This window comes from Heliomarina baculiformis (genome assembly GCF_019966545.1).
Lineage (GTDB): Bacteria > Pseudomonadota > Alphaproteobacteria > Rhodobacterales > Rhodobacteraceae > Heliomarina > Heliomarina baculiformis.
Genome location: NZ_JAIMIC010000006.1, coordinates 262,596 through 285,895, shown reverse-complemented (window position 1 = coordinate 285,895; position 23,300 = coordinate 262,596). Strand labels below are relative to the sequence as shown.

At 58.7% G+C, this 23,300-nt stretch carries 18 protein-coding genes and 1 riboswitch; of the genes, 5 read left to right on the top strand and 13 right to left on the bottom strand.

Annotation, left to right across the window (positions count from 1 at the left end; all coding sequences use genetic code 11):
- Window positions 1-48: 48 nt before the first annotated feature.
- From MF268_RS15670 to MF268_RS15620, 11 genes are all read right to left on the bottom strand, one after another.
- Window positions 49-822 carry a lytic transglycosylase domain-containing protein gene (locus MF268_RS15670; protein WP_337926804.1) on the bottom strand — a complete coding sequence of 258 codons (774 nt, stop codon included), beginning with the start codon at window positions 820-822 and terminating at the stop codon, window positions 49-51.
- A 106-nt stretch (window positions 823-928) separates the two neighbouring features.
- Window positions 929-1,999: an FAD-binding oxidoreductase gene (locus MF268_RS15665; RefSeq protein WP_238371805.1), complete on the bottom strand. Its 1,071-nt coding sequence runs from the start codon at window positions 1,997-1,999 to the stop codon at window positions 929-931.
- Window positions 2,000-2,002: 3 nt separating this feature from the next.
- Entirely contained in the window at window positions 2,003-3,235 is a 1,233-nt protein-coding gene (locus MF268_RS15660; protein WP_238371804.1) for an aromatic ring-hydroxylating oxygenase subunit alpha, read from the bottom strand.
- 122 nt (window positions 3,236-3,357) lie between these two features.
- Window positions 3,358-3,556: riboswitch (cobalamin riboswitch) on the bottom strand.
- Between the two features lie 187 nt (window positions 3,557-3,743).
- Complete coding sequence (locus tag MF268_RS15655; protein ID WP_238371803.1) at window positions 3,744-4,838, bottom strand: flagellar basal body P-ring protein FlgI; 1,095 nt, start codon at window positions 4,836-4,838, stop codon at window positions 3,744-3,746.
- Window positions 4,835-5,842, bottom strand: coding sequence for a flagellin (locus tag MF268_RS15650; protein WP_238371802.1), 1,008 nt, complete (start codon window positions 5,840-5,842; stop codon window positions 4,835-4,837). Before MF268_RS15650 ends, MF268_RS15655 begins: the two co-directional genes overlap by 4 nt.
- A 2-nt stretch (window positions 5,843-5,844) precedes the next feature.
- The gene (flgK, locus tag MF268_RS15645) at window positions 5,845-7,296 is read right to left on the bottom strand and encodes a flagellar hook-associated protein FlgK (protein WP_238371801.1); all 1,452 of its coding nucleotides are present in this window, start codon (window positions 7,294-7,296) and stop codon (window positions 5,845-5,847) included.
- A 42-nt stretch (window positions 7,297-7,338) separates the two neighbouring features.
- Window positions 7,339-8,640, bottom strand: coding sequence for a flagellar hook protein FlgE (locus tag MF268_RS15640; protein WP_238371800.1), 1,302 nt, complete (start codon window positions 8,638-8,640; stop codon window positions 7,339-7,341).
- A gap of 104 nt (window positions 8,641-8,744) precedes the next feature.
- Entirely contained in the window at window positions 8,745-9,602 is an 858-nt protein-coding gene (locus MF268_RS15635; protein ID WP_238371799.1) for an OmpA/MotB family protein, read from the bottom strand.
- A gap of 158 nt (window positions 9,603-9,760) precedes the next feature.
- The gene (locus tag MF268_RS15630) at window positions 9,761-10,408 is read right to left on the bottom strand and encodes a TetR/AcrR family transcriptional regulator (protein ID WP_238371798.1); all 648 of its coding nucleotides are present in this window, start codon (window positions 10,406-10,408) and stop codon (window positions 9,761-9,763) included.
- 256 nt (window positions 10,409-10,664) lie between these two features.
- The gene (locus MF268_RS15625) at window positions 10,665-12,119 is read right to left on the bottom strand and encodes a glutamine synthetase family protein (protein ID WP_238371797.1); all 1,455 of its coding nucleotides are present in this window, start codon (window positions 12,117-12,119) and stop codon (window positions 10,665-10,667) included.
- A gap of 42 nt (window positions 12,120-12,161) precedes the next feature.
- Entirely contained in the window at window positions 12,162-13,481 is a 1,320-nt protein-coding gene (locus tag MF268_RS15620) for an aromatic ring-hydroxylating dioxygenase subunit alpha (protein ID WP_238371796.1), read from the bottom strand.
- 271 nt (window positions 13,482-13,752) lie between these two features.
- Here MF268_RS15620 and MF268_RS15615 point away from each other — a divergent pair, with 271 nt between their 5' ends.
- The 3 genes from MF268_RS15615 to MF268_RS15605 all read left to right on the top strand — a co-directional run bounded on the left by MF268_RS15615 (window position 13,753) and on the right by MF268_RS15605 (window position 16,081).
- Entirely contained in the window at window positions 13,753-14,553 is an 801-nt protein-coding gene (locus tag MF268_RS15615) for an IclR family transcriptional regulator (protein ID WP_238371795.1), read from the top strand.
- A gap of 76 nt (window positions 14,554-14,629) precedes the next feature.
- A complete protein-coding gene (locus MF268_RS15610; protein ID WP_238371794.1) occupies window positions 14,630-15,151 on the top strand; it encodes a carboxymuconolactone decarboxylase family protein in 522 nt (173 codons plus the stop codon).
- 57 nt (window positions 15,152-15,208) lie between these two features.
- The gene (locus MF268_RS15605) at window positions 15,209-16,081 is read left to right on the top strand and encodes a ribokinase (protein WP_238371793.1); all 873 of its coding nucleotides are present in this window, start codon (window positions 15,209-15,211) and stop codon (window positions 16,079-16,081) included.
- Window positions 16,082-17,079: 998 nt separating this feature from the next.
- Here MF268_RS15605 and MF268_RS15600 read toward each other — a convergent pair.
- Both MF268_RS15600 and MF268_RS15595 read right to left on the bottom strand, forming a co-directional pair.
- The gene (locus tag MF268_RS15600) at window positions 17,080-19,533 is read right to left on the bottom strand and encodes a tetratricopeptide repeat protein (RefSeq protein ID WP_238371792.1); all 2,454 of its coding nucleotides are present in this window, start codon (window positions 19,531-19,533) and stop codon (window positions 17,080-17,082) included.
- Between the two features lie 74 nt (window positions 19,534-19,607).
- Window positions 19,608-20,291, bottom strand: coding sequence for a sugar transferase (locus tag MF268_RS15595; RefSeq protein WP_273545055.1), 684 nt, complete (start codon window positions 20,289-20,291; stop codon window positions 19,608-19,610).
- A 605-nt stretch (window positions 20,292-20,896) separates the two neighbouring features.
- Here MF268_RS15595 and MF268_RS15590 point away from each other — a divergent pair.
- Entirely contained in the window at window positions 20,897-21,748 is an 852-nt protein-coding gene (locus tag MF268_RS15590) for an ExeA family protein (RefSeq protein WP_088632956.1), read from the top strand.
- Window positions 21,745-23,298: a GumC family protein gene (locus MF268_RS15585; protein WP_238371791.1), complete on the top strand. Its 1,554-nt coding sequence runs from the start codon at window positions 21,745-21,747 to the stop codon at window positions 23,296-23,298. The genes MF268_RS15590 and MF268_RS15585 overlap by 4 nt, the downstream gene beginning before the upstream one ends.
- Window positions 23,299-23,300: the final 2 nt, after the last annotated feature.

Here is a 23,300-nt window from a genome sequence, read left to right as displayed (position 1 = left end):
CAGGACGGTTGGACTAAAGAGGTTTTCAGTGGAAAACTTTGGCACGGATCAATCCTGGAAAATGGAAAAACGGCTATTCTTAATAGGGGCGGGCGTATTGTTCAGGGGCACCAAGGACCCCATACGGGTTGCGCCGCCGCCGAACATCGGGCCGGATTGCAGCCCGGTCTTGATATCAAGACTTTGGGGCGGTCCGAAGGTGCTGTACCTGCGCAGGATCGCATCATCGCTATGGCCGGAAATTCCCGCACGGATGCGTTTGAACCTGGCTTCGTAGATACGGGCGTAGTGGGGCGTGCGAGAGTGATAGGCCCCCGCCGCTTTCGTCCAGTCGCCGTATTCCGAAAACAGTTCTTTCAGGAACCGGGCGGCATATTTGGCGTTCAGCACGGGATCGAACATCTCGTCGATCGTTCGAAATGCTGTTCCGTGCCATTTGTAGTTGATCTGGAAGCACCCGACATCAAAGCTGCGCGCGCCGCGGTCGAAATGCTTGTAGGCAAAGGCGCGCGCCTGTTCCCGGTTGTCAAACCAGCGACCCGCCCCTTCCATGTTCACGGTCCAGGGCCAGGGGTGCAGCCCGTCCTTGCCGCCCCTTCCGGTTTCGGTTCGCGTAATGGCCTGCATGACGTCAAGCGGGACCTGGTGAGCGCGTGCGGCGATTGCGGCAGCTTGATCGCAAATCCGATCCGGCGGGATTGCGGCACTGACACTGGTGATGCCCAGGACTGCCCAGCCAAGACCAAGCATCAGCAAGTTCGGGAAAGCCAACCGCGCCTGACGAATCTGGCGAACGATCAAAGCCTTGAAAAGTCGTGGCATTCTGCCCATCCAACCCTGTTTCACAGTTGAAACAAGGCTACGTGCGCAGTCTTTAGAATTGGTTAGCCTGAGCCACGTTCACAGCAGCTCAGGCTGAGGGGATATATCAGATTTCGACCTCTACACGGCCTATGGGATGGGAACAGCAAGCAAGCACGTATCCGTCCTCGATATCCTCGTCGGTGATGCCACCGTTATGCACCATATGGACCTGACCCGACCGCTTCTTGATCTTGCAGGTCCCGCAGACGCCGAAGGTACAGCCAGAGGGGATGTTCAGCCCGGCAGCGCGGGCCGTTGACAGGATCGTGTCGGTCTCGTTGCATTTCTGCGTGACGCCGGACAGGGAAAATTCGATCTCGGCCAGTGCCGCGTCATCGGGAATGACGTCATCCGCTGTGGCATCCTTGGCTTCCTCTGCGAGCGATGGGTGAAAGCTTTCCTGATGGTAATGGGCCATATCAAAGCCCAGACCCGTCAGTGCTTCACGAACCGCTTGCATGAATGGTTCTGGGCCGCAGCAGAACACTTCGCGTTCAAGGTAGTCTGGCGCCATGAGACCCAGCATCAACTGGTTGAACGTGCCCTGATAGCCTGTCCACGGTTGATAGCGGTCACCTTCTTCGACGACCCATCTCAATTCGATCCCGTCGATGCGGCTGGCGATATGTTCCAGTCGCTGCCGAAAGACAATGTCCGAAGGACGTTTGGCGCAATTTATGAACACGACATCCGGGATACGGCCGATATCATACATGTAGGTTAGCATAGACATCATCGGGGTGATGCCGGACCCGGCCGAAATGAAAAGAAACTTATCGGCAGGGTGATGGTGTGACGTAAAGTTACCGGCAGGGCCGATGGCCTTGAGCCGCATCCCGGGGCGCAGGTTGTCGCGCATCCACTGCGTTCCGACAGAGCCGGGCTGCGCCTTTACCGTAACCGTGATCGACACGGGGCGCGAGGGCGAGGAGGAAATCGTGTAGGTCCGGTGCAGCGGGCCACCCGGTACCGGCAGTTCCAATGTCAGGAATTGCCCCGGCAGATAGTCGAACGTGGCCCCGGACGGTGCGACAAAACAGAAGGTGGACACGTTCGGCGCCTCAGGGATGACCGATACGCATTCCAGCATTTCCTGCCCATCCCAATAGGCGGGAGCGATTGAATCCTTTGCCATTATCTACTCCGCTGCCAGTCGGACGGGATCAAGGCGCGACCCCAGTGTGTTGCAATACCAGTTAACGAATTGGTTGACGCCGGTTTCCTGGATGCTTGAATAGGGGCCGGGTTCGTAGGAAGGCGAATTTATGCCGATTTGGTTGTCTTCGACAACGCGGCGATCTTCGTCATTGGTTGCAACCCAGACCTCGGTCAGTTTTTCCAGATCGTAATCGACACCTTCGACCGCGTCCTTGTGGACCAGCCATGTTGTCTGAACTTCGGTCTGCTGCGGTCCGATCGGCGTCACACGGAAAGTGATCGAGTGATCCGGAAGGAAATGGTTCCACGTCGTCGGGTAGTGGAACTTGAGCAGAGAACCCGCGTCATCGAAAGGCACGCGACCAAGGCGACGCCGGACCGCGATGTCACCCGACATCGTATAACTTTTCGCGCCGACTTTCAGGGGCATGCGCGCCAGGCGATATTGCCCCGCGGTGTCAATGTGAAAGCGCGACGGAAGATTTGCTTTTTCGCAGCGGTCGAAATGGGCTGCAAGCGCTGGCGGCGTTTCTCCCTCTTCGACGCCGGTAACGGCCGGATCATCCGGGAAGGTACGGCAAAGCGCCGGATGATTGCCGCCGCAATGGTAGCATTCACGGTTGTTTTCCCAGACCAGCTTCCAGTTGCCTTCCTCGACAATCGTACTTTGATACGCGATCTTGGCATCGGAAAGATCGTGCGGCGCGAGATAAGGCTCGGCCAGTGTCGCGAAGGCGTCGAAATCCGGTGCCTGATCCGCAAGGCAGATGTAAACCAACCCGGCCAGTTCCCGGCAATGGATCGGCTTGAGGCCATATTTCGACGCGTCGAAATCCGGACCCATATCCCGCGCCCAGAGTAATTTCCCATCCAGCTCGTAGGTCCATTGGTGGTAGGGGCAGACCAGTTTCGGCACGTGACCCGAAGCAGCCTTGCAAATTATTGAACCGCGATGCCGACAGGTGTTGTGAAACGCCCGGATCACGCCATCCTGACCTCGGATAATGACAATTCCATAGGCGCCGATCCGATGCGTGACATAGCTGCCGGTTTTCGGCAGAGCGCAGGCCGGAACGGTGTAAAGCCAATCGCGACAAAAGATTTCCTGAATATCCAGAGAGAAGATTTCCGGATCGCTGTAAAACGCTTGCTCCAGCGAGAAGCCGGGCTTGCGCCGGGATAACAGGTTACGCGTATTGGCCTCTGCGTTCATGGCCGAACTCCGAATTCCGGGCGCAGGGCCCGATTGCATGTTGTTCTGCGGATGGCGCATGGAAACGGACCGCCTTACCGAGGATACCGGCATGGCAAAGCGCCGCCTCCACCGCCGCCCGCGGTTTGACGTAATATCAGGCTGGTTTCCGGACTTGGAAAACCCGGACATGTCCGGTGTTTCGACGCCTTCCCAAGGGTCTCCTCCCCAGTGGCCAATGTCGAAACCAGCGCTTTCCTTACCGTTGCGGGGGCAGTTCCGGATTTACACCGGCTTCCCAATTCTCGGTCTTGCGACCGCACCCAATATCTGTCGGGCACCCTAGCCTGAAATATGCGAATCCGACGTACGATTACGACATCGTATTGCGCGAAACAGACTTGATGGAAATTTTTGGGCTGCTCATTCCCTTGCGTGTGTTTCGAAAGTTCAGGCCTGACCTCATCTGTGAGCGCGACCTGACGCAGGGGGCATTTTGTGACACCGCTGATCCGCGTGGCTTGGCAATTTACCTGACCACGAAATCTGCATGCAAGGCGCCAGCCGCCTTAAGGCTTTTGAGAATGTCAATCATATCTCTTGGTGAAACACCGAGGGCGTTGAGGCCGGACACCACCTGAGAAAGGGAGGTGCCTTCAGGGACTTCAGCCAGAGATACGCCGGGCTCTTCTTCAAGTGCGGCGCCTGTCCGTGGAATGACAATCGGAGCGGCATCGGTAAAAGGATTCGGCTGAACGACGAGAGGCGCTTCTTCTATACGCAGGGTCAGGTTGCCTTGCGATACGGCCACCCGTGAAAGCCGGACGTCATCGCCCATGACTATCGTCCCAGACCGCTGATCGACGACCACCCTCGCCTTGCGTTGGGGTTCGACCAGAATGTTTTCGATGCGGCCAATGGCGTGAGCTGTCGATGCGGTTCGGGTGGCTCCGATATCGAATTCCACGGTGCCGGAATCCCGCATCACCGCGACGGTGCGCCGAAACTCCCGGTTGATCGCGCTTTCAATCCTTCCGGCCGTTGTGAAATCCGGGTCTCGCAAGGCAAGCCTTATGGTCGAAAGTGAGCCGAGTTCAAAATCGATCTCGCGCTCGATCCGGGCGCCAGAGGGAATGGTTCCGGACGTCGGAACGCCCTGAACCACCTCTGCAGCGTCACCGACCGCAGCGGCACCGCCCGCAAGGATTGCACCCTGAGCAACTGCGTATATCTGACCATCGGCAGCGTTCAATGGTGTCATGATCAACGTGCCACCTAAAAGGCTGTCGGAGTCGCCAATCGCCGAAACGGTCACGTCGATCTGACCGCCAACGCGGGCAAACGCCGGTAGCGTTGCGGTGACCAGCACGGCCGCTACGTTCTTCGGGCGAAAATCTTCGCCGTTTACGTTGACCCCCAGCCGTTCAAGAATATTGGTCATGATCTCTTCGGTGAAAGGAGCGTTTCTCAATCCGTCGCCCGTGCCGTTCAGGCCCACCACAAGGCCGTAGCCGACCAAGTCGTTGCCACGGACTCCATCGAATTCCACAAGATCTTTCAGCCGTACGGCGCCTGCATGTGCGGCATTGGCCAGAAGCAGAAAAATGAGGATTGCGCGGATCATTTCAGGAAATTCAGCAGGGAAAGTTGTGAGTTTCGGACAGTCACCGCATAGAGGCTTTCCAGTTGAAACTGTGCTTCTTCTATACGAGAGGCTGTTTCGAACGGATCGGCTTCAAGCAGCACGTTCCGGGCATGCTCGAAACTGGTTTTTTCCATGCTGATGCGGACCGTGGCTTCCTCGATTCTGGCTTGCGCCACGCCGATATCGGCGCGCAGGCTGGCGAGCTGATCCTGTCCGTTCAGCAATTCCTCGCCGGCCCGCTGCATCAGGTTGTTCTGAGCGTCTCCGGAGAGTGCAAGGGAAGGGTCGGTACTGAGCACGGTGAGGGCGATATTGCGAATGATGTCCCGGAAACCCTGATCATTGGCTTTTAATGTCATTGACACCGTGTGGTCGGGGCTGACCGAAACATCGGCCAGATCAATATTTGAGCCCTGATACATCACAGCGGTGAAGCCAGCCGGGTCATCGAACCAAATCTGGGCGGCCAGACGTATGTCGTCCGGGTCCGTCAGCCCGGCGATTTCGCCTTGAAGAGTTGTCAGAAGCGTTTCCGCGTCGCGCAGGGGCGAAATGTCGGTCTGGATACCTCCGAAGATGCTTCGCCCGGCAACATGCCCGTTCAACATGTTCAGTGCGATATCCAGATCTCCCCTGGCCCTGCTGGCATTGTGTTCTCTCAGAGTGGTTACATGGGTCGGAACCGTCGAGAGGAGGTCATTGCCAAGTTCAGATGTAACGGATTGGAGCCTGTCAAGGCTGTTCTGGGCAGCATCGGTGAAGAGCCCGGCCTCAGTCGCGGTTACGTGAAATCCACGGAGTCGGGCCAGATTGCGGTCTATGTCTGTCAGGTAGGCAAAATCGCCGCCAAGGCGGTTATTCACATCCGTAACCTGCCCCGTGCTCAGCTCTTGGGTCAGGCGCTGCAGGTCTTGTTTGATTTCGGTGCTTCTGGTCCTCTGAAGCAGATGCCGAGAGAGATCTCCGATAGATGTCAGGTTCATGCTTACAGCCTCAATAAGGTTTCCATCAATTCATCGACCACCTGCAACATACGTGCGTTCGCCGCATATGCCTGTTCGATGAGGATCAACTGGCTTAGTTCCTCATCGGAATCGACGCCTTGCGAGAGTTCGGCGTTCTTCATTTCGGTCAAGCTGGCAGAGCTGAAGGCCAATCTTTGATCCGATACCGCTTCTGCCTGAGCAGCGCTCGAAACGAGCGCGCCGCTGATCTCCGAGGCCGTCAATGCACCGGTCCCAAAATTGCCCGAGCCGGGAATGCGCGAGATTTCCAGAACCGATTGCAGCGATTGCAGGAACCTTGCATCGCCGCTCGGGCCCGGCGTGGCGGCCCCCAACCCGTCGCGCAGGCGCCAGCTCTCTCCTCCCTGTTCGGGATCTGCACCCGGGTTGACTCTCAGCCGTGCGGAAAGACCGATTTCCGTGAGTGGATCAAAGGCGTTGCCGTTGTCGGTGAACAAGCCGGGGTCGCCGGGTGAGAGGGTCGGGTCCAGAGCTGGGTCTTCAAAGCGTTCAATGAGATCACGCGCGACGCTGTCGAGTTCAGCTTGTGCCTCGACGCCCAACTCATCGCGGATTTCGAACTGTGCCGAAAGCGATCCGCCCCGTAACGCGCCCCGCAGGCTGTCGGTTCTGACGGGGTTCCCATTGACTGTGAGTCCCGACATACCACCGCTGGTAAGCGTCATTTCCGGCACAATTGTATTCACCGGTGTGAATTCGAGCGTCGCCGCCTGCCCATCCAGGAGAACGGCGCCGCCAATGGTGTAAAGGGCAACCTGCCCATAGTTGCGCTCGATCACGTTCACCGGAGCGATATTGTTGATTTCGTCAATCAGCACCTGACGTTGATCGAGCAGGGCAGCGGTAGGTGCATTTCCGGCCTCAAGGGCGGTTATCCTCACGTTCAGGTTTTCGACGTCGCTGAGCGCCTTGTTCAATCTTTCAACCTGAATCGAGATCTTGCGATCTGCTTCCGAGCGCATTTTTAGTACTGTATCGCTGGCGTTGTTGATCAGGTTAACTAGATCATTCGCTTTGATGGCGACGTCGTCCAGTCGCTGCGCGCTGTCCGGACGGCTTGATGCCGAGATTAGGCTGCTGTCGAAGGCGGCAAGCCGCGCTGTAATTGAATCTGTATCCGTGGGATTGCCGACTGCGCTGGCGAACCGCGTTTGGAAGCTGGCAAGCGGAGTGGCGTTCGAAAATTCGGCGTCGGCCTGACGTCGGCTTGAAATTATGCCTGGATTGGCCTGTCGTTGAATGCCAAGGACCCGGACGCCCGGACTTACCTCGCTGTTCGAGGAAAGTATGATTGAACGTTTTGCGTATCCGGGTGTCAGAGCATTGGCGATGTTTTCCGACACCACGCCGGAGGCCCGGCCCGCAGCGGAAAGCCCGCTGAGAGCGCCGTGTAATGCGGTAGAAAGAGACATGGTGTCGGTTCCTCGTTACGTTACGATTGAAATTGCTGCAGGTCAGCGTTTGATGTTCGCCGTTTCCTGGAGCATTTCATCGACAGTCTGGATGACCTTGGCATTGGAAGAGTAGGATCGCTGGGTCTGGATCATGTTCGTCAGTTCACTTGCAACGTCTGTCGAGGATTCCTCGCGGGCAAAGGCAACGATGTCACCGGTCGGTCCGTCACCCGCATCCCAGAGGAAATAGGTGCCGCTTTCGGTGGAGGGCTGATACGTCTGCTGATCCAGCGCGACCATGCCATTCGGGTTCGGCAGATCGACCAGTGGAACCTGATAGATGACCCGCGTGATGCCGGTGTCGAAGAAGGCATGCACCATGCCATTTGCGTCGACTTCAACGCTGGTCATGTTGCCAACGGGGGTGCCGTCCTTGATGATTGATACCGGGGCAAATGTATCCGAGAGTTGGGTCATACCATCGCTTTGCCCGATCATGCCGATATCAATCTCGATCGGACCGCCGTCCACCGTAACGATGAGCGTGCCGGTCAGAGGATCGTAGGTGCCCCCGGAGGTCGTGCTGACACTCGCCAGTGTTCCGCCCAAAGCGCGGCTTGTGTCAAAGGTGACGCCATATTCGCCGACAATTGCGTTGGCGGAGGCCGAATCCCGAATGACCATCGTCCATTCGTTAGATACGCCCGTCGCCGGAACTGTGGGCTCAAACGTGATGTTCAGACTTTCCGACGTCCCGAGATTGTCAAAATATTCAATAGACAATTCCTGTACATCGCCGGAAGCGCCTGCCTCGGTCTCGGTCGCGGGCAGGTTAACCCCGAGCGACATCTGCGTGGTTGGCTCGCCGGAAAACTGGTTTACGTTGATCTGCACAGGTTCAAGCCCGTCTGAGGTATCGCGGGGATAGGTCGGGATGGAGCCGTCCGGGTCCGCGGGCCAACCGAGCAGGACAAGCCCGGATTCTGTCGTCAAGTATCCTTCGAAGTCGGTGCGAAACGAGCCCGTCGTCGAGAGGAGCATTGTCGGTGCGCCGTTGTCTGCAGCAACTTCGGCGGAAGAGGCGACCGGCAGCATCCCCCGTCCTCGAACAGCAAGATCGGTTGCGTTCGAGGTCGAAACAAGTGGTCCCTTCTGGTCGATGAGCCGCTGTGAGGTGGACCTAACGCCGCCAGCCGAATAGTTCCCGCCGGATGCAGAGATGACCATCGAATGAAAGTCGGTCCGCACCGTTTTGTATCCGAAAGTCGAGGAGTTCGCGATATTGTCGGAAATCGACGCCAGACGGTTCGAATTCGCAGTAAGGCCCGCAATCCCCGCATTGAGGGAGGACGACATGGTCATGAAATGCCCTTTCTGATGCTTTGTAACTTGGCACTACACCTAGACATCGCGGCTTAACGTGCCGCTAACATCTAAAATGTTCCGCACTTACTGACGGTGGCCCGTCAGTGTTCTTTTCTTAGGATGGTAATTTCGACGCGGTCGTTCCGCACGGCCATCGGGTTATCATCCGCAGGCTTGCGGTCGGCGTGACCGGTGATCCGCTTGATCCGCTCGGGGCGCGTGCCGAATAATTCCAGCAGACCCCGGGTTCTTTCCGCGCGACTGCCCGACAGAGCCCAGACCGGATTTTGCGCGGCCACGACAGGATTTGCACGCACGAACCCGTTGACCGCGACCCCATGCGACAGGTCCATCGTTCGCCGCGCGATCATCTCGACCAGCTCGCGGTAGAGGGGGGTCGGATCAGCTGTTCCTTCGTCGAATAAAGGTGCACCTTCTCGGGCAAAGATCTCGATGACGAGGCCCTCGTCGGTGACGCGGGTTATGATGTGCTTCATGGAGTTATCGGCGACCATGCTTTCGCCGCCGCGACCAAAAAGCTCTTCCTCGATCTCCTTGAGCTGGTCTGTCTCATCGCTTTCGGTCCGACCGCCAAAACTGCCGCCCTTCTGCGAGGCATCTATCCCTTTCGCAGGGTCGCCGGGTTTTGTTGAATCCTCGCTGCCGCCGGTGCCGCTGTTGATCAGGGTCTCCTGCGAAAAGACATTTTCCCCTCCAAAGGGATTCTCGCTCCCACTGGATATCCTGTGAATTGGCACGGAGGGGGCGAAATAGTCGGCCAGACCCATCCGTTGCTTTTCAGTTGTTGCGTTCAGCAACCACATCAAGAGAAAGAAAGCCATCATGGCTGTCACGAAGTCAGCATATGCCACCTTCCATGCGCCACCGTGGTGACCATCGCCACCAACTACCTTTTTCCGCTTGATGATGATTGGCGCGACATTTGGCTGCGCACTCATCTCCACCACCTTTTTAACTCACCCAAGGCAAGGGGTAGCACCGGAGACTTAAAGAGAGACTAATGGAGGGTAGCAGATGGGCCGAAAACCGGGGGTGATAGCTGTGCACCACCTGTACACCCCCTGTGCATCAGCCGTCTGACACTTCGCAGGGGTCATTAGGCGGTCAGGTAGCTGACGGACATGTCGATCGCGATGCGGCGCTGGGTGTTTTGCCATTCCGGCGCGGCCAAATCCTGGTCCAGCATCGCCGAGAGCGTGTCCCCGTTTGCCTGGTGTTCCATGCAGAGCGACAGGATCGTGACATAGAGGTGACCCGGGTCGATCTGCGCGGTAAACGCGCCGCTGTCATAACCCCGGCGAAGCAGGTCGCCAATCGTGTCGATCAGTGCGCGCGTCGAATCCGCGGCGACGGGCAGACCTTTGACGAACTTGCCGCCCACGACGCTTTCGTTGCGGATCATGGCGACGAATTCGGGGTTGTCCTCCATGTAGTCAAAGGTGAACTCGACCAGTTTGCGCAACCCTTCGACAGGCGGCAGGGCGCTGAGGTCGAGCTTGTCCTGACGTTCGCGCAGATCGTTGAATGTCTCGGTCAGCGAAGCAAGATAAAGATCTTCCTTGTTACCAAAGTACCGATAGATCATCTGAACGTTGGTCTGTGATGTCTTTGCAATGCGATCGATCCTCGCGCCGGTGAACCCCTCGGCAGCAAAGTCGGCACGGGCCGCATCGAGAATGCGCAGCCTTGTGGCGGCGGCATCACGCTTGCGCGGTTTCTTTCCTATTTTGGAAAGGTTCGTCACGGGCTTGACCTTCTCCGAGGGCGCAACTCGTCGGCCACCCCGGGCAGGGTTTCCGAGTATTGTTCGGGTACTTTGACATGCAGTGAATTCAATCTTTTATGACAAAAAATGTCTCTTAAGGCCAGAAGCATATGCTTACTGCCTAATTTCGGCCGGAGTCCTTGCGCAAAAAAGCGCCAGAAAAAGCAGCGGAGATCAGCCTATGGGAATATCTGCCACCTTGCAGTTTTGAAACAACCTTAGGGAGAGTTGGAATTCAGTAGATTCCGAAGTATTCGGCCTGTTCCCATTCTGAGACCGCGAGGTGATAGCGGTTCCATTCCGAGCGACGGATATGGCTCAGGTAATCGACAAATGTGTCGCCCAGAGCGCCACGATAAAAGGCAGAGCTTTCGAAAAGCTGGATGGCGCTGAGCAGGCTTTCGGGCAGGCGGGGAGCGTTCCCGGCATAGGGGGTTTCGACCGGATCGGGCGCGGACAGGCCGCGTTCGATGCCGTCGAGACCCGAAAGGATCTGACTCGCGAAAAAGTAGTACGGGTTGGCGGTTGTTTCCGCGACCCGGTTTTCGATCCGACTGGCCGTGTCACCGGGCGTCATCAGCGCCCGGATCATCGCGCCGCGATTATCGCGCGCCCACTGGATGCGGTCGGGCGCAAGCTGGTGCGGGCGGAAGCGTTTGTACCCGTTCACCGTGGGAGTTGTCAGCAGGCAAGACTCGGCGGCATGCTTCAGCAGCCCGGCGATCCAGCCCTGTGCATCCGCTGAAAGCGTGCCGTCATCGTCGGGGAGCATCAGGTTGGCACCGGTCTTGGGATCGACGAGCGACTGGTGCAGGTGCCATCCGCTGGCGGCGCTGTTCTCGACATTCGGCTTGCACATGAAGGTCGCGTGCAAACCCTTGCGTTCACAGGTTTCCTTTACCATGGCGCGGAACATCATCATGTTATCGGCATGGGTCATCGGATCGGCGGGATCGAATGTGAATTCGAACTGGCTTGGCCCCATTTCGATCTCTACCGAACGGACCGGGAGACCAAGCGCCTGCGCATTGCGGCGCAGATCGTCCAGCACTTCTTCGGCAGCGTCATAGCGGGATTCCGTCAGAAACTGGTACCCGTGACCCAGATTGGCGGTCCGAGCGGGCTGGGCAGGCATGGTGGCGTCCGTATGCGCCAGCCTGTCGTCCAGTTTCCGGAAGACGTGAAACTCGACCTCGAGCCCGACCATGAGCGCCCGGCCCGAGGCAGAGAGCCGGTCGATGGCCGATTGCAGCACGTCGCGCGGCGCGAAGGGAATAGCCGAGCCGTCGGTCCGGCGCGGGGTGCAGAAGATCCAGGCGGAATGCGGCGCCCAGGGCAGGGTGCGAAAGGTCGACGGGTCGGGCAGCAGCAGGATGTCGCCCGCGCCCTTCATGCCGGTGATGTCGGGCACATCGTCCCAGATCGGGAACACGGTTCGGTGCGAGGTGTCCTTGAGCAGCAGGGTGGAGGGCGCGGCAATGCCGGAGGTAAAGGCCGAGATCAGCGCCTCGGCCACGATGGTCTTGCCCCGAAGCACGCCATGCTGGTCGGCAAAAAGAACCCGAACCGTCTCAAGATCGCTCTGACGTACGGTGCCGACCAGCTTGGATGCCGCGTCGATGGAAACCCCGTCAAGCATGCCGAGTCGGGCCAGCCGCCCTTCGGCGATCTTGCGTGTAAGTTCTGTCATGGCCTGGGTATTCCCGTTGCTGTCGATGGTCCGTGGCCCGGACTATACCTTGGCGTTCCATCCGGTACAGGCCGCACGTCGCTCCGCGTCGCTGGCTGCTGAAACTTCACGCCATTTTTCACGGTCACCGATCGTATCGTTGGAAATCGGGCCATAGATGTCACCCGGCGGGGTGCCGTTCAGCATCGGCAGCCCGTCGGTATTGCCCTCCTTGAGGCTGGCGATGGCGGCCCGCATCATGCGGCGATAGCGGATGATGGCCACGTCAGTCTTTCCGAGGTGTTCCTTGGTGCGGTCAAAGATCGGACCCGGGCTTTCGACCGCCCATTGGTCATGCACGTTGATATCAAGGCCCATCCCCGTATAGGTCTCGCGCATCTGTTCCTCGGGGTCGAACCCGTAGGAATTGCGCTTGTTCTTGAGCGGGGCGTAGTCAGGCAGGCGGTGTTCCTTGAGCCGCTGTTCGCGCATCAGCTCCTTGTTCACCGGCTCGGTAAAGCTGGTGAACATGGAATACCAATAGCAGTTTTCGTCATCGACCGGGACATGCCACTGGGTGATGATCATTTCGCGGCTCATCGGGATGGAGATCGCCTCGGGGAAGATCTGGTTGGTGATCCGCACATGGGTCTTGCCGTTGTCGAGATGGCGCAGGGCGATGATGCGCATCCCGTACTCGGTTTCCTCGACGGTGATGTCCGGTCGCGGGTAGTCGCGCAGCAGCTTGGTCATCGGAATGTCGGTATCGGCGGCCTTGTCGCGGAACTGCTTGCCATAGCTCTCGGCGGGGTCTTCGTCTTCGAGGAAACGGTGCAGGAATGAGGCGTGTGCCGGGTCGATACCGACCTCCATTGCCTGCAACCAATTGCACTCCCACAGGCCCTTGAAGGCAAAGACATGGGTGTCGGGGGCACGGAAACAGTCGAAATTGGGGAATTCCGGCGGCTCACCCGGCCCCATATAGGCGAAGATGATGCCGTTCTTTTCGACCACGGGGTAAGAGGTGGTCTTGATCTGTTCGTGCATCTTCGAGCCTTCCGGCTCACCCGGCTGTTCAACGCACTGGCCGTCGCGGTTGAAATGCCAGCCGTGGAAGGGACAGCGCAACCCGTTATCCTCGAGCCGCCCAAAACAGAGGTCGGCGCCGCGATGAGGGCAGGCACGGTCGATCAGGCCGAGCTCTCCGTCGTCGTCGCGGAACAGAACGAGGTTTTCGCCCAGCAGCTTGACCGGAACCACGGGTCGGTTGCCGGCCAGTTCATCGGAAAGCGCGGCAGGCTGCCAGTAGCGGCGCATGACCTCTCCGGCGTCTGTGCCGGGGCCCGCGCGGGTGAGGGTCTCGTTGAGTTCCTTGCTGATCATCTGGCTTTCCTCCTTGGGTACGGGTGCATCGTGTTTCCGTGCCTGCGAGGAAAATGTTGAATAACGCACAGAAAGTCAAATAATATAAAATCTGGCGTGTCAGACGTGGATGTTGGCGAGAAGGGGGGCGCTGCCCCCGGCCTTCGACCTCCCCCCGGAGTATTTGGGGCAAGAGGAAAACAGGGGAGGAGTTGCATAAGGGGCAGGGGCGGTTATCAGGGGCTGAGTTTGCGAAATTCTGAAATCGGACGCAGGTGTTAAGGGGGAGGTCATGGGCATTGAAGGGGACCTGTCGGCACATGGGCTGACTGAACGGGATATATCCTTGACCTTTGTGAAGGGCATGGCGGTTCTGAAAGCGTTTGACGACAATCATACGCGACTGACCTTGACGGATATCGCGAAGATCACCGGGCTTGACCGTGCCTCGGTCCGGCGGTTGGTTTTGACATTGGTTGCACTGGGATATGTGCGCAAGGAAGGGCGGCATTTCGCGTTGACGCCGCGGGTGCTTATCCTTGCGGGAAGCTTTCTGCGCGGCAACCGGTTCGGTAGCCATATCCAGCCGCTGCTGAACCGCTATGCGCGCGCCTTTGGCTGCGCAATTTCGCTGGCCATCGCGGATGAGGATGCGGCGGTCTATGTGGCGCAGTCTTCTTCGCAGGAAGAGGCGGTGACATTCGGGTTCACGGTGGGAAGCCGTCTGCCGCTGCTGCATACGGCGATTGGCCGGATGATGCTGGCCTATGGCGAGGCGTCGTGGCGCGAGGCATGCATCCGGGAACTGGGGTTCGAGCAATACACGCCCGAGACCGAGATGGATCGCGCCGAGATCGCGCGCCGGGTCGAGAGTTGTCGGACGCAGGGCTATGCCATTGCTAACGGTGAATTTGACGCAGGGGTGACCGGGTTCGCGGTGCCGGTCGGTCGTACCGGCGATCTGCGCGCCGTGGTGGGCATGTCGCAGCCCAATTTCGAGCTGCGCGACGAGGAGATGCACCTGCGCCGGATCAGTGAACTGCAGCAGGTGGCACAGGAGCTTGGCCGCTCGGGTCTCTTCGAGGTAGGCTGAGAGCGTTTCGGTTTTCGGCTTGCATCGCGGCGGCGGCGAGGCTCTGTTGCGGCGAGGAAAGACGCCGGAGGTATTTATGGCCGAGACAACAAGCCCTTGTCCGCCGATCAGCGACGCGGAATGGCCGGAGGAACTGGCCGATATGAAGGGCGGTTTTGCGACCGGGCTGAACGTCTATCGCACGATGGCGCATCATCCGGCCTTGCTGCGTGCCTGGGCGGATCTCCGGCAGCATGTGGTGAAAGACAGCGCGCTGGGTGCGGTACGGTCGGAACTGGTGATCCTGCGCGCCGCGCATCGGATGGGGTCGGCTTATGAATGGGCGCATCACGTGCATCGGTCGCGCCAGCTTGGCATGGAGGCGGCGCGGATCGAGGCGATGCGCCAGAGACCCGAGGGCGAGGACGGCTTGATTGCCGAGGCGGTCGATGCGCTGTTCGATCAGAAACGCCTGCCCGCCGAACTGGAATCGCGGCTGGCGCAGTCCTTCGGGCGGCAGGCGGTGTTCGACCTGATCGCGACAGTGGGGTTCTATTCCACGCTGGGCTATATCCTGATGACGTATGAGACGCCGATCGACGCGGATATCGCGGGTTGAGCGCAAGATAATCTTAGCCTCTTGCAGGTATGAGGGGCCAAAGCCGGAGTTTCGTTCATGGCCATCCTGAATGTCGGGTCGATCAACTGGGATCGTGTGATCCGCGTGCCGCATTTCCCGGAACCGGGGGAAACCCTGAGGTCGCACTCGGTTTCCGTCGGGCTGGGCGGCAAGGGGCTGAACCAGAGCGTTGCGATCATGCGTGCGGGTGGAACGGTGCAGCATGTGGGCGCGGTCGGGGCGAACGATACGCGGATCCGGGATGTGCTGTACGATCTGGGGCTTCGCGACAATTTCATCGTCGGCGTGGTCGGTGTTGAAACCGGCAGTGCCACGATCCTTGTGGATGACAGCGGCGAAAACCTGATCGTGCTGGATGAGGGGGCGAACGGTAAACTGCCGGGGGCCGCGGTTTCTGAGGCGGTGGACCAGGCGCAGGCCGGGGACTGGCTGTTGTTCCAGAACGAAACCAATCAGACCGGCGAGGCGGCGAGGCTGGCGCGGGCACAGGGGATGCGGGTAGCCTTTTCGGCAGCGCCCTTCCGCGCCGAGGATGTCATGCCACTGCTGGGGGAAATCGATTTGCTCTCGGTCAATGCAGTGGAGCTGGCCCAGCTTGAAGAGGCCGTTGGCGGGGCGGGAAATCTGCCTTCGGGACTTGATCTGCTGGTCACGCGCGGCAGCGAGGGGGCCGAATATCTCTCGGGCGGAGAGAGTCTGCGCGTCGAGTCGCATAGGGTAGAGGCGAAGGATACGACCGGGGCAGGCGATGTTTTTCTTGGCGTCTTCCTGTCTGAACTCGACGCCGAGGCTTCTCCGCAGAACGCGCTAGAGACGGCGAATGCGGCGGCGGCGCTTCAGGTCGGCAAGCTCGGCGCGGTCGACGCCATTCCGACCCGGGCGGAGATCGAGGATTTCCTGAGCCGTTAGCGGGTTTTCTTATCGGCGGTGGAATTCATTCCGTGCAGCTTCTTTCGTCAGGCCAAGGCTGCGACTGTGATGCCTAGGGTGTTTCTGCATTTGGTGGCGTTCTCCATAAATCGGAATCCGCATTAGAAATACTGAGTAAGTTACGTAACTGTGGTCATGGCTGGCTTGGCCTCTCGCCATATCCCGACGCGGTCACAAGATTTGACGGGCATGACGATGGACCGGTGCTCCATGAGCCGGCGCCGATATTCTGGTGATCTGCCACTCCTCCCGAAGGGAAACGACATCGTGGAGCAAGCATATATGGAAACCAGAGCGTCGGTTTCGCCGCAAATCACGCGTATGCGACACGAGTTGTGTTGGCGGAACCTGACGGTCGCATGAAGTGAATGGCTGACACCCCCGCCCAGCACAAATGTGATTTGGTCGACGCATTCATGGCTTTAGGACAGGGGCTTTGCGACGTTGAAACCGGCCCGGGCGGGGGAAACTCTGCGGGCTGATGTCGATAGGCAGCGATCTCCGGACGTGCTGGGCCGAGGCCGATGAGTTGATATGCCGCGATGTGCCGCCGCATGTGTGTGAGATACCCTTTGCATTGGATGCGATGGACGAGTTGAAAGCCGCTTTGCGAAGCCGACTTGGTGGAGCGACGGATAAGGCAGAGATCTCTCGGGTTGCGGGAATTGTCCGTGGCGCGGCCGTCAGCGCGAGTGCGACGGTTGAGGCAGTAGCGCGGATTTGCTTGTCTGCAGGGGTGCTTCGGGCTCAGTTGATGAGCAGCAAGGCGGATCAGGTGGAGATTGCTCGGGTCGCGGGAATCGCCCAAATCGCAACTGACGTCGCGGGAGACGGTTGAGGCCGTATCGCTGGTGAGCCGATTTTCGGAGAAATTTTTCGGGGGCGGTACCCGCTGTGCCTTGCCGCCGTATCCCTGTGGGATCGGTATTGGCCCGGCGAAGAAGGGTGCGCAGGAAATCACCTGCGCACCCTTGTCTTTATTCGCTCGCGCTGTTGCGAAGTTCTTCGAGAACGCCTTCTACAGTGCTCAGCAGCTCGGGCCGGTTGGCTTCCTGAAGCATCTCGGCGGTTTTGTTGAGCTGTTCCATCGCGGCCTCGGTTTCACCTGCGGTCGCAAGGGCCTGACCATAGTGGTACTGGACCATCGGATCCTGCGAAAGACCTTCGGCAGCGGCGCGGAGGTAGGGCAGGGATTCTTCGGTTTCACCCATGCGGTAGGCGATCCAGCCATAGGTATCCTGGAAGGCCGGGATTTCGGCGCCGCGCAGACGACGGGCCACCGAATAGGCCTTTTGCAGGCTGGCTTCATCTTCGCGGTAGTCCGACAGCAGGCTGGCGAGGTTGTTCGCGACGATGACATTGTTGGTGTTGCGCTGGTACAGGCCGTCATAGATCTCGATCGCCTGTTCGATCTCGTTATCCGCCTGCAGTTGCTCGGCAAGAGTGATGAGAAGGGCAGGATCCTCGGGGTTGGCTTCGATGGCGCTGTTGAGGGTTTCCGAAGCGGCCTCGTCATCGCCGGTGAGACGGTTCAGACGATAGAGTGTAACCCAGGTGCGGGCGTTTTCCGGGTGTTCCTCGGTCAGCGCGCGATAGATCGCTTCGGCTTCGTCCTGACGTTCCAGTGCGACGAGCGAACCGGCCTTGAGGTAACGGAAGTCGGGATCTTCGGGCGCGTTCTCAAGCAGGCCGTTGATGTATTCCAGCGCGGCCTCGGCGCCGTCAGTTGCCAGACGGGTACGGAAGATCGCGATTTCGGCTGCTTTCTGGGTGCCGGGGTTCTCGGCCACGCCTTCGAGCATCTGCATCAGCTCGCTGCTGCGGTTCTGGGCGGCAAGCGACCGGGCCTGCAGGCTGAGCGCCGACGCGGTTGCTTCTTCGTTGTCCAGTTCCTGCAGGCGGTTGATGACGCCCTGCGACTGGCTCCAGTTCTCGGTCCCGATGTAGATATTTCCAAGCGCAACCAGCAGTTCCTTGTTGGTCGGTTCGGCACGCAGCGATTCGATAATGATGCTTTCCGCCGTCCGCGACTGATCGTTGGAAACGAGGTACTGGGCGTAACGCAGGGTTTCGGTCGGCGCGTTGTTGGATGCATCCACGGCCAGCGAGAGCATTTCCGCCATCAGCTCGCGGTTGCCTTCACGTTCGTAGGCCTGGGCCATCAGCGTCATCAGTGCGGCGTCGTTGGGGGCATTGCCCATCGCTTCGCGCAGCAGAAGAATCGCGTCCTGCGTTTCGTCATCCTGGATCAGCCATGCCGCCTTGAGCTTGCTGGCCTCGGGATTGGAGGCGTCTTCGGCCAGAACGGTTTCGACCAGACGACGGGCTTCGACCGGGTTGCCGGTCTGGAAATACATCCGCGCCAGTTCAACCTGAAGCGAGCGGGTCATGTCCGTCTGTTCGCCTTCGGGGATGTTCGCGGTCAGTTCTTCGAGCCGGGCGATGGCCGCATCGCGGTCACCCTGATCGAATTTCAGACGCGCGCGCATGCCTTCGAAGGGCAGGGGCGACAGGCGTTCTGTTTCTATAACACGGTCAAGTTCCGCCATCGCCGCGTCGGGGCTGCGGAACCGCAGCATGAAGGCAACCAGGCGACGGGTAATGTCGACGTCGTCCGAGGCTTCGGCTTCGGCGCGAAGGAAGGCTTCGGCCGCGTCGAGATCGTCCTGAGAGACATAATAAGAGACGAGCGCCTGCTTGATTTCCGCGTTGTTCGGAAACTTTTCGTTCATCGTTTCGAGTTCCTGGCGCACGGCAGACGTGTCGCCAAGCTGCTGCAGAAGACCCAGTTTGAGACGATAAAGGGCAAGATCGTTGGGGGAAATCCGGATCGCTTCGCCAAGCTGGGTCAGCGCCTCTTCCCATTGTTGTTGACGGATCAGGTCGTCGATCAGGATCTTGCGCGCGCCGGGCAGGTCGCCGTCTTCGCTGATCAGCTGGGTCGCCGATTCGACAGCTTTACGCTGGCCATCGGTGTCGCGGTCCTTGAGCGCCTGGAAATAATTGGCGGTGTTGGAGAGCGACTGCGCCTTGATGTTGGTCGGTTCGAGTTCGACCGCCTTGGCCGAATAACGCTGGAGATCTTCGACGTTGTTAAAGTCGAGCGCCATCTCGGCAAGCGCAAGCTGGCCTTCGAAATTGTTCGGATACTGTTCGACAAGCCGGCGGTACTGGCCGTAGGCGTCGCCGTTATTGCCACGCTCACGCTGGACCCGTGCAAAGGCAAGGCGGGCTTCCATATGCGTGTCGTCGAGTTTGAAAACGTTGCGGAATTCGATCAGGGCGCGATCAACATCGCCCTTTTCAAGCAGCTCCATTCCCGCCTGGTAATGTTCCTCGGCGCGTTCTTCGGCGCTGTCACAGCCCGCGAGAACAAGGGCCGAGAAAGCCAGAGCCAGAAAAAGACCGGATGAATTCAGAACACGGGACACAGAATGCCCGCCTATTGCCTTGGATGACACAGACACTTTTTAAATCCTCGATATACTTTAATGACGCAGGAGGATTAGCACCCGGTCCGGCGCAAAACAACGACTACGGTGCGAGCAATTATCTTAATGTCACCCCAGAGGGACACCTTCTGGTGATAGTCATTGTCGTAAGTGGCACGCGCAGCGAAGCTGGTGGCGTTGCGGTCGGAGACCTGCCAGGAGCCGGAGATGCCCGGACGCAGGTGGTAATAAGCCTGACCCGGGTAGAGGGTTGCCTGTGCCAGCATCATCGGACGCGGGCCAATCAGGGACATGTCGCCCTTGAGCACGTTCAGCAGCTGCGGCAGTTCGTCGAGCGAACTGTTGCGGAGGAATTTGCCGATCGGCGTGATGCGGGGATCGTTCCGCAGCTTTTGGTTGATCCGCCATTCCTGGCGCGCTTCGAGGTTGCGGGCGAGGTATTCTTTCAGGTGCTCTTCGGCGTTCGGCACCATCGTGCGGATTTTGAAGATGCTGAAGTGGCGGCCGTTCTTGCCGACGCGAAGCTGGAAGTAGAAAGGGTTGTGTCCGTCGAGGGCGACCAGGGCGGCCATGATCAGGATGACGGGAAGAACAAATGGAAGCGAGCAGCCTACGAGGAGGATATCAAGAAGACGTTTACCAAAGCTGCGATATAGGTTCGAAGAGGAAGGTTGCGGTTCGACCCGACCTAGATTGGTGGGGTCATGCGGGTCCAAATTATTGAAATGTAACGTCATACTGCTCACTATACTAAAGAGATGAGCTCAACATGAGCTCGGGTCTCGTTTACAGATGTCTTCAAAAAATTCAACATCCAGCCTTAGTCTGGCCATCTTTAACCACCTGACAACTCAATAGGTGTAACAAAAACCGATTCGAGGCAACAAATTCAGCCCTACTGTTAACTCCACACCGTACTGTAGCAGGAGATTGCGGTAATTGTAGACAAATTACCGACAATCTCGTGAAAAACTTGCCGGAATCGATGCCCCAAAATCGCCTTATTGCTGCCCTGAAGCGAGAATCAGGCCCGGTTGTCCCCCTTGCGCAGGGCGTTGGTGGGACGGTTCATCGGTGGGGAGGGGGGGGACGGGAAGGTGATGCAAAAAAACACATTGTTACAGGCAGCTACCTTGGAAATGAGTGGTTTTTGACAGATTGTGGCCCGAAACGGGATTTAAGACACGTCCACAGTTTGGACGGTTTTTAATATGCTTCGCGGTCAGCTACGTTGGGGCGAGCCTTTATGATCGTGCTCTTGGAATGGTCAAATTGCCGGTTGCACTCGCCGGGCACGCCAGTAGGCGTTGCTTGGTAAACATTTGGATGGAAACGATCGCTAGTGAATGAGTTCTACCTAAACTACTTCGGGCTCGACCAACGTCCGTTCACCCTGCTGCCGGATCCGGAGTTCCTGTACTGGTCGGAGCAGCATCGGCGCGGGTATGCCGTGCTGGAATACGGAATCATGTCCCGGGCACCGATCACGATCCTGACCGGTGAGATCGGCGCGGGCAAGACGACCCTGCTGCAGAAACTGCTTGGACAGATAGAATATGGGGTCACCGTAGGGTTGATCTCCAACGCGCAGGGCAATCGGGGCGAAATCCTCCAGTGGGTGCTGAACTCGTTGGACGTCGAATTCGAGCCGAACGCCAGTTACGTGCAGAACTTTCAGAAGCTTCAGGACTTTCTCGTCGACGAATACGCACAAGGCAGACGTGTCATACTTGTCTTTGACGAGGCGCAGAACGTCTCGGTCGAAGGGCTGGAAGAACTGCGGATGCTGACAAATATCAATTCCAACAAGGATGAGCTTATACAGCTTATACTTGTGGGGCAGCCGGAATTGCGCGACATGATCCGCGACCCCCGGATGAATCAGCTCGCGCAGCGTGTCGCGGCAAGTTTTCACCTCAACCGGATGGATCGCGACGGGACACGGGCTTATATTGTGCATCGAATGAAGACGGCTGGTGGGACCGGCGAAGAGTTCACAAAGGACGCCACGACGCTCATCTTTGAGGCGACCGGCGGCGTTCCCCGCCTCATCAACCAGTTGTGTGATTTTGGACTGCTCTATTCGTGGACAGACGACTCACGCGTTGTTCATAAGGATTGTATCCAGTCCATTCTGGACGATGGTACTTTCTTCTGGGCCGAGGGACGGCCGACGGAGACTGAAAATCAATGAACGAGATACGTTTTTATCTTTCGCTCTTCCTGCGCAGGCTTCCCGCCTTCCTGTTGGTCGCGGCCTTGGTTTCGGCGGTTTCGATCATCGTCGCCACAAGCCTGCCGCCCGCCTATGTGTCGCGGACGCGCCTGTTTGTGGAAGCACCGCAGATTCCCGCGAACCTAGCCCCGAGTACGGTCAACGTGTCCGGCGCAGAGCGGCTTCAGCTTATCGAGCAGCGGCTTTTGACGCGTGCCAACATGCTGGACATCGCAAACCGTCTTAACGTGTTGGAAGATCAGGACGAGATGACGGCGGACGAGATCGTCGGTGCGATGATGGCACGTACGCGGATTCGCAGCACGTCGGGGCGCAACGTGGCCTCGCTGATGCAGATCAGCTTTGAAGCGCGCTCGCCGCGTCTCGCCGCCGGGGTTCTCAACGAATATCTAAAGCTGATCCAGGAAGATGATCTGAACTTCCGTCAGGCCCGCGCCGGCCAGACGCTCGACTTTTTCGAGATCGAGGTGGATCGACTGAGCAAGGAACTCGCCGACAAGAGCGCGGCGATCCTCAAGTTCAAGAGCGAGAATGCGAACGCGCTTCCCGACAGTCTCGACTTTCGCCAGAAACAGCGCGCGAATTTTCAGGAACGGGCCGAGAGCATCGACCGCGAGATCTATGAACTACAGTCGCAGCGCAAACAGCTGATCGCGATTTTCGAAAGCGGCAACATGCAGGGCGAGCTGGGCGAGGCGTCGCAGGCCCAAAAGGCACTGGCGCAGGCCCGTGGCGAACTGGCTTCTTCTTTGCTGCTTTACTCGGAGACCAACCCGAAGGTGCGGTTGCTTCAATCCCGGGTCGCTCAACTGGAAGAAAAGGTTAAGGCCGAGGCAGATGCCGCGATCAATGCCTCGGGCGAAGAGCTGCCGGAGAATGCGGAGGTGTCCAACCCCGCGCTTCAGCTGCGTTTGAACGAGATCGACCGCCGCATTGAAAGGCTTGAAAGCCAGCGTGACTCGGCCGAGCAGCGGATTGCCGTGCTGACCGAGAATATCAACAAGACGCCTGCCAATGACGTGGTGCTGGATTCGCTTCTGCGCGATTATGATAACATCCAGAAACAGTACAACACGTCCGTGGGGCGCCTGTCGCAGGCGTCGACCGGCGAGCGGATCGAGGTCCTGTCGCGCGGCGAGCGCCTGACGGTGATTGAACAGCCCGCTGTACCCAACCGTCCGACCAAGCCGAACCGGATGAAGATCGCCGGGGCAGGTACGGCAATGGGCATCGCTCTCGGGCTGGCGCTGATCTTCCTGATCGAGTTCCTGAACAAGGCGCCGCGCCGTCCGGAGGATATCATCAAGAAGATGGATATCTGGCCCATCGCCGCGCTTCCCTACACCCGTACACGTCGCGAGTTGGTGATGCAGCGGAGCCGCAAGCTGGCCCTGATCCTCATCATTCTGGTGGGAGGGCCGATCACTGTCTGGGCCGTGCACGAGTTCTACCTGCCGCTCGACCTTTTGGCCGAGAAGGTCATGAACAAGATGGGCGTGCGCTGGTGATG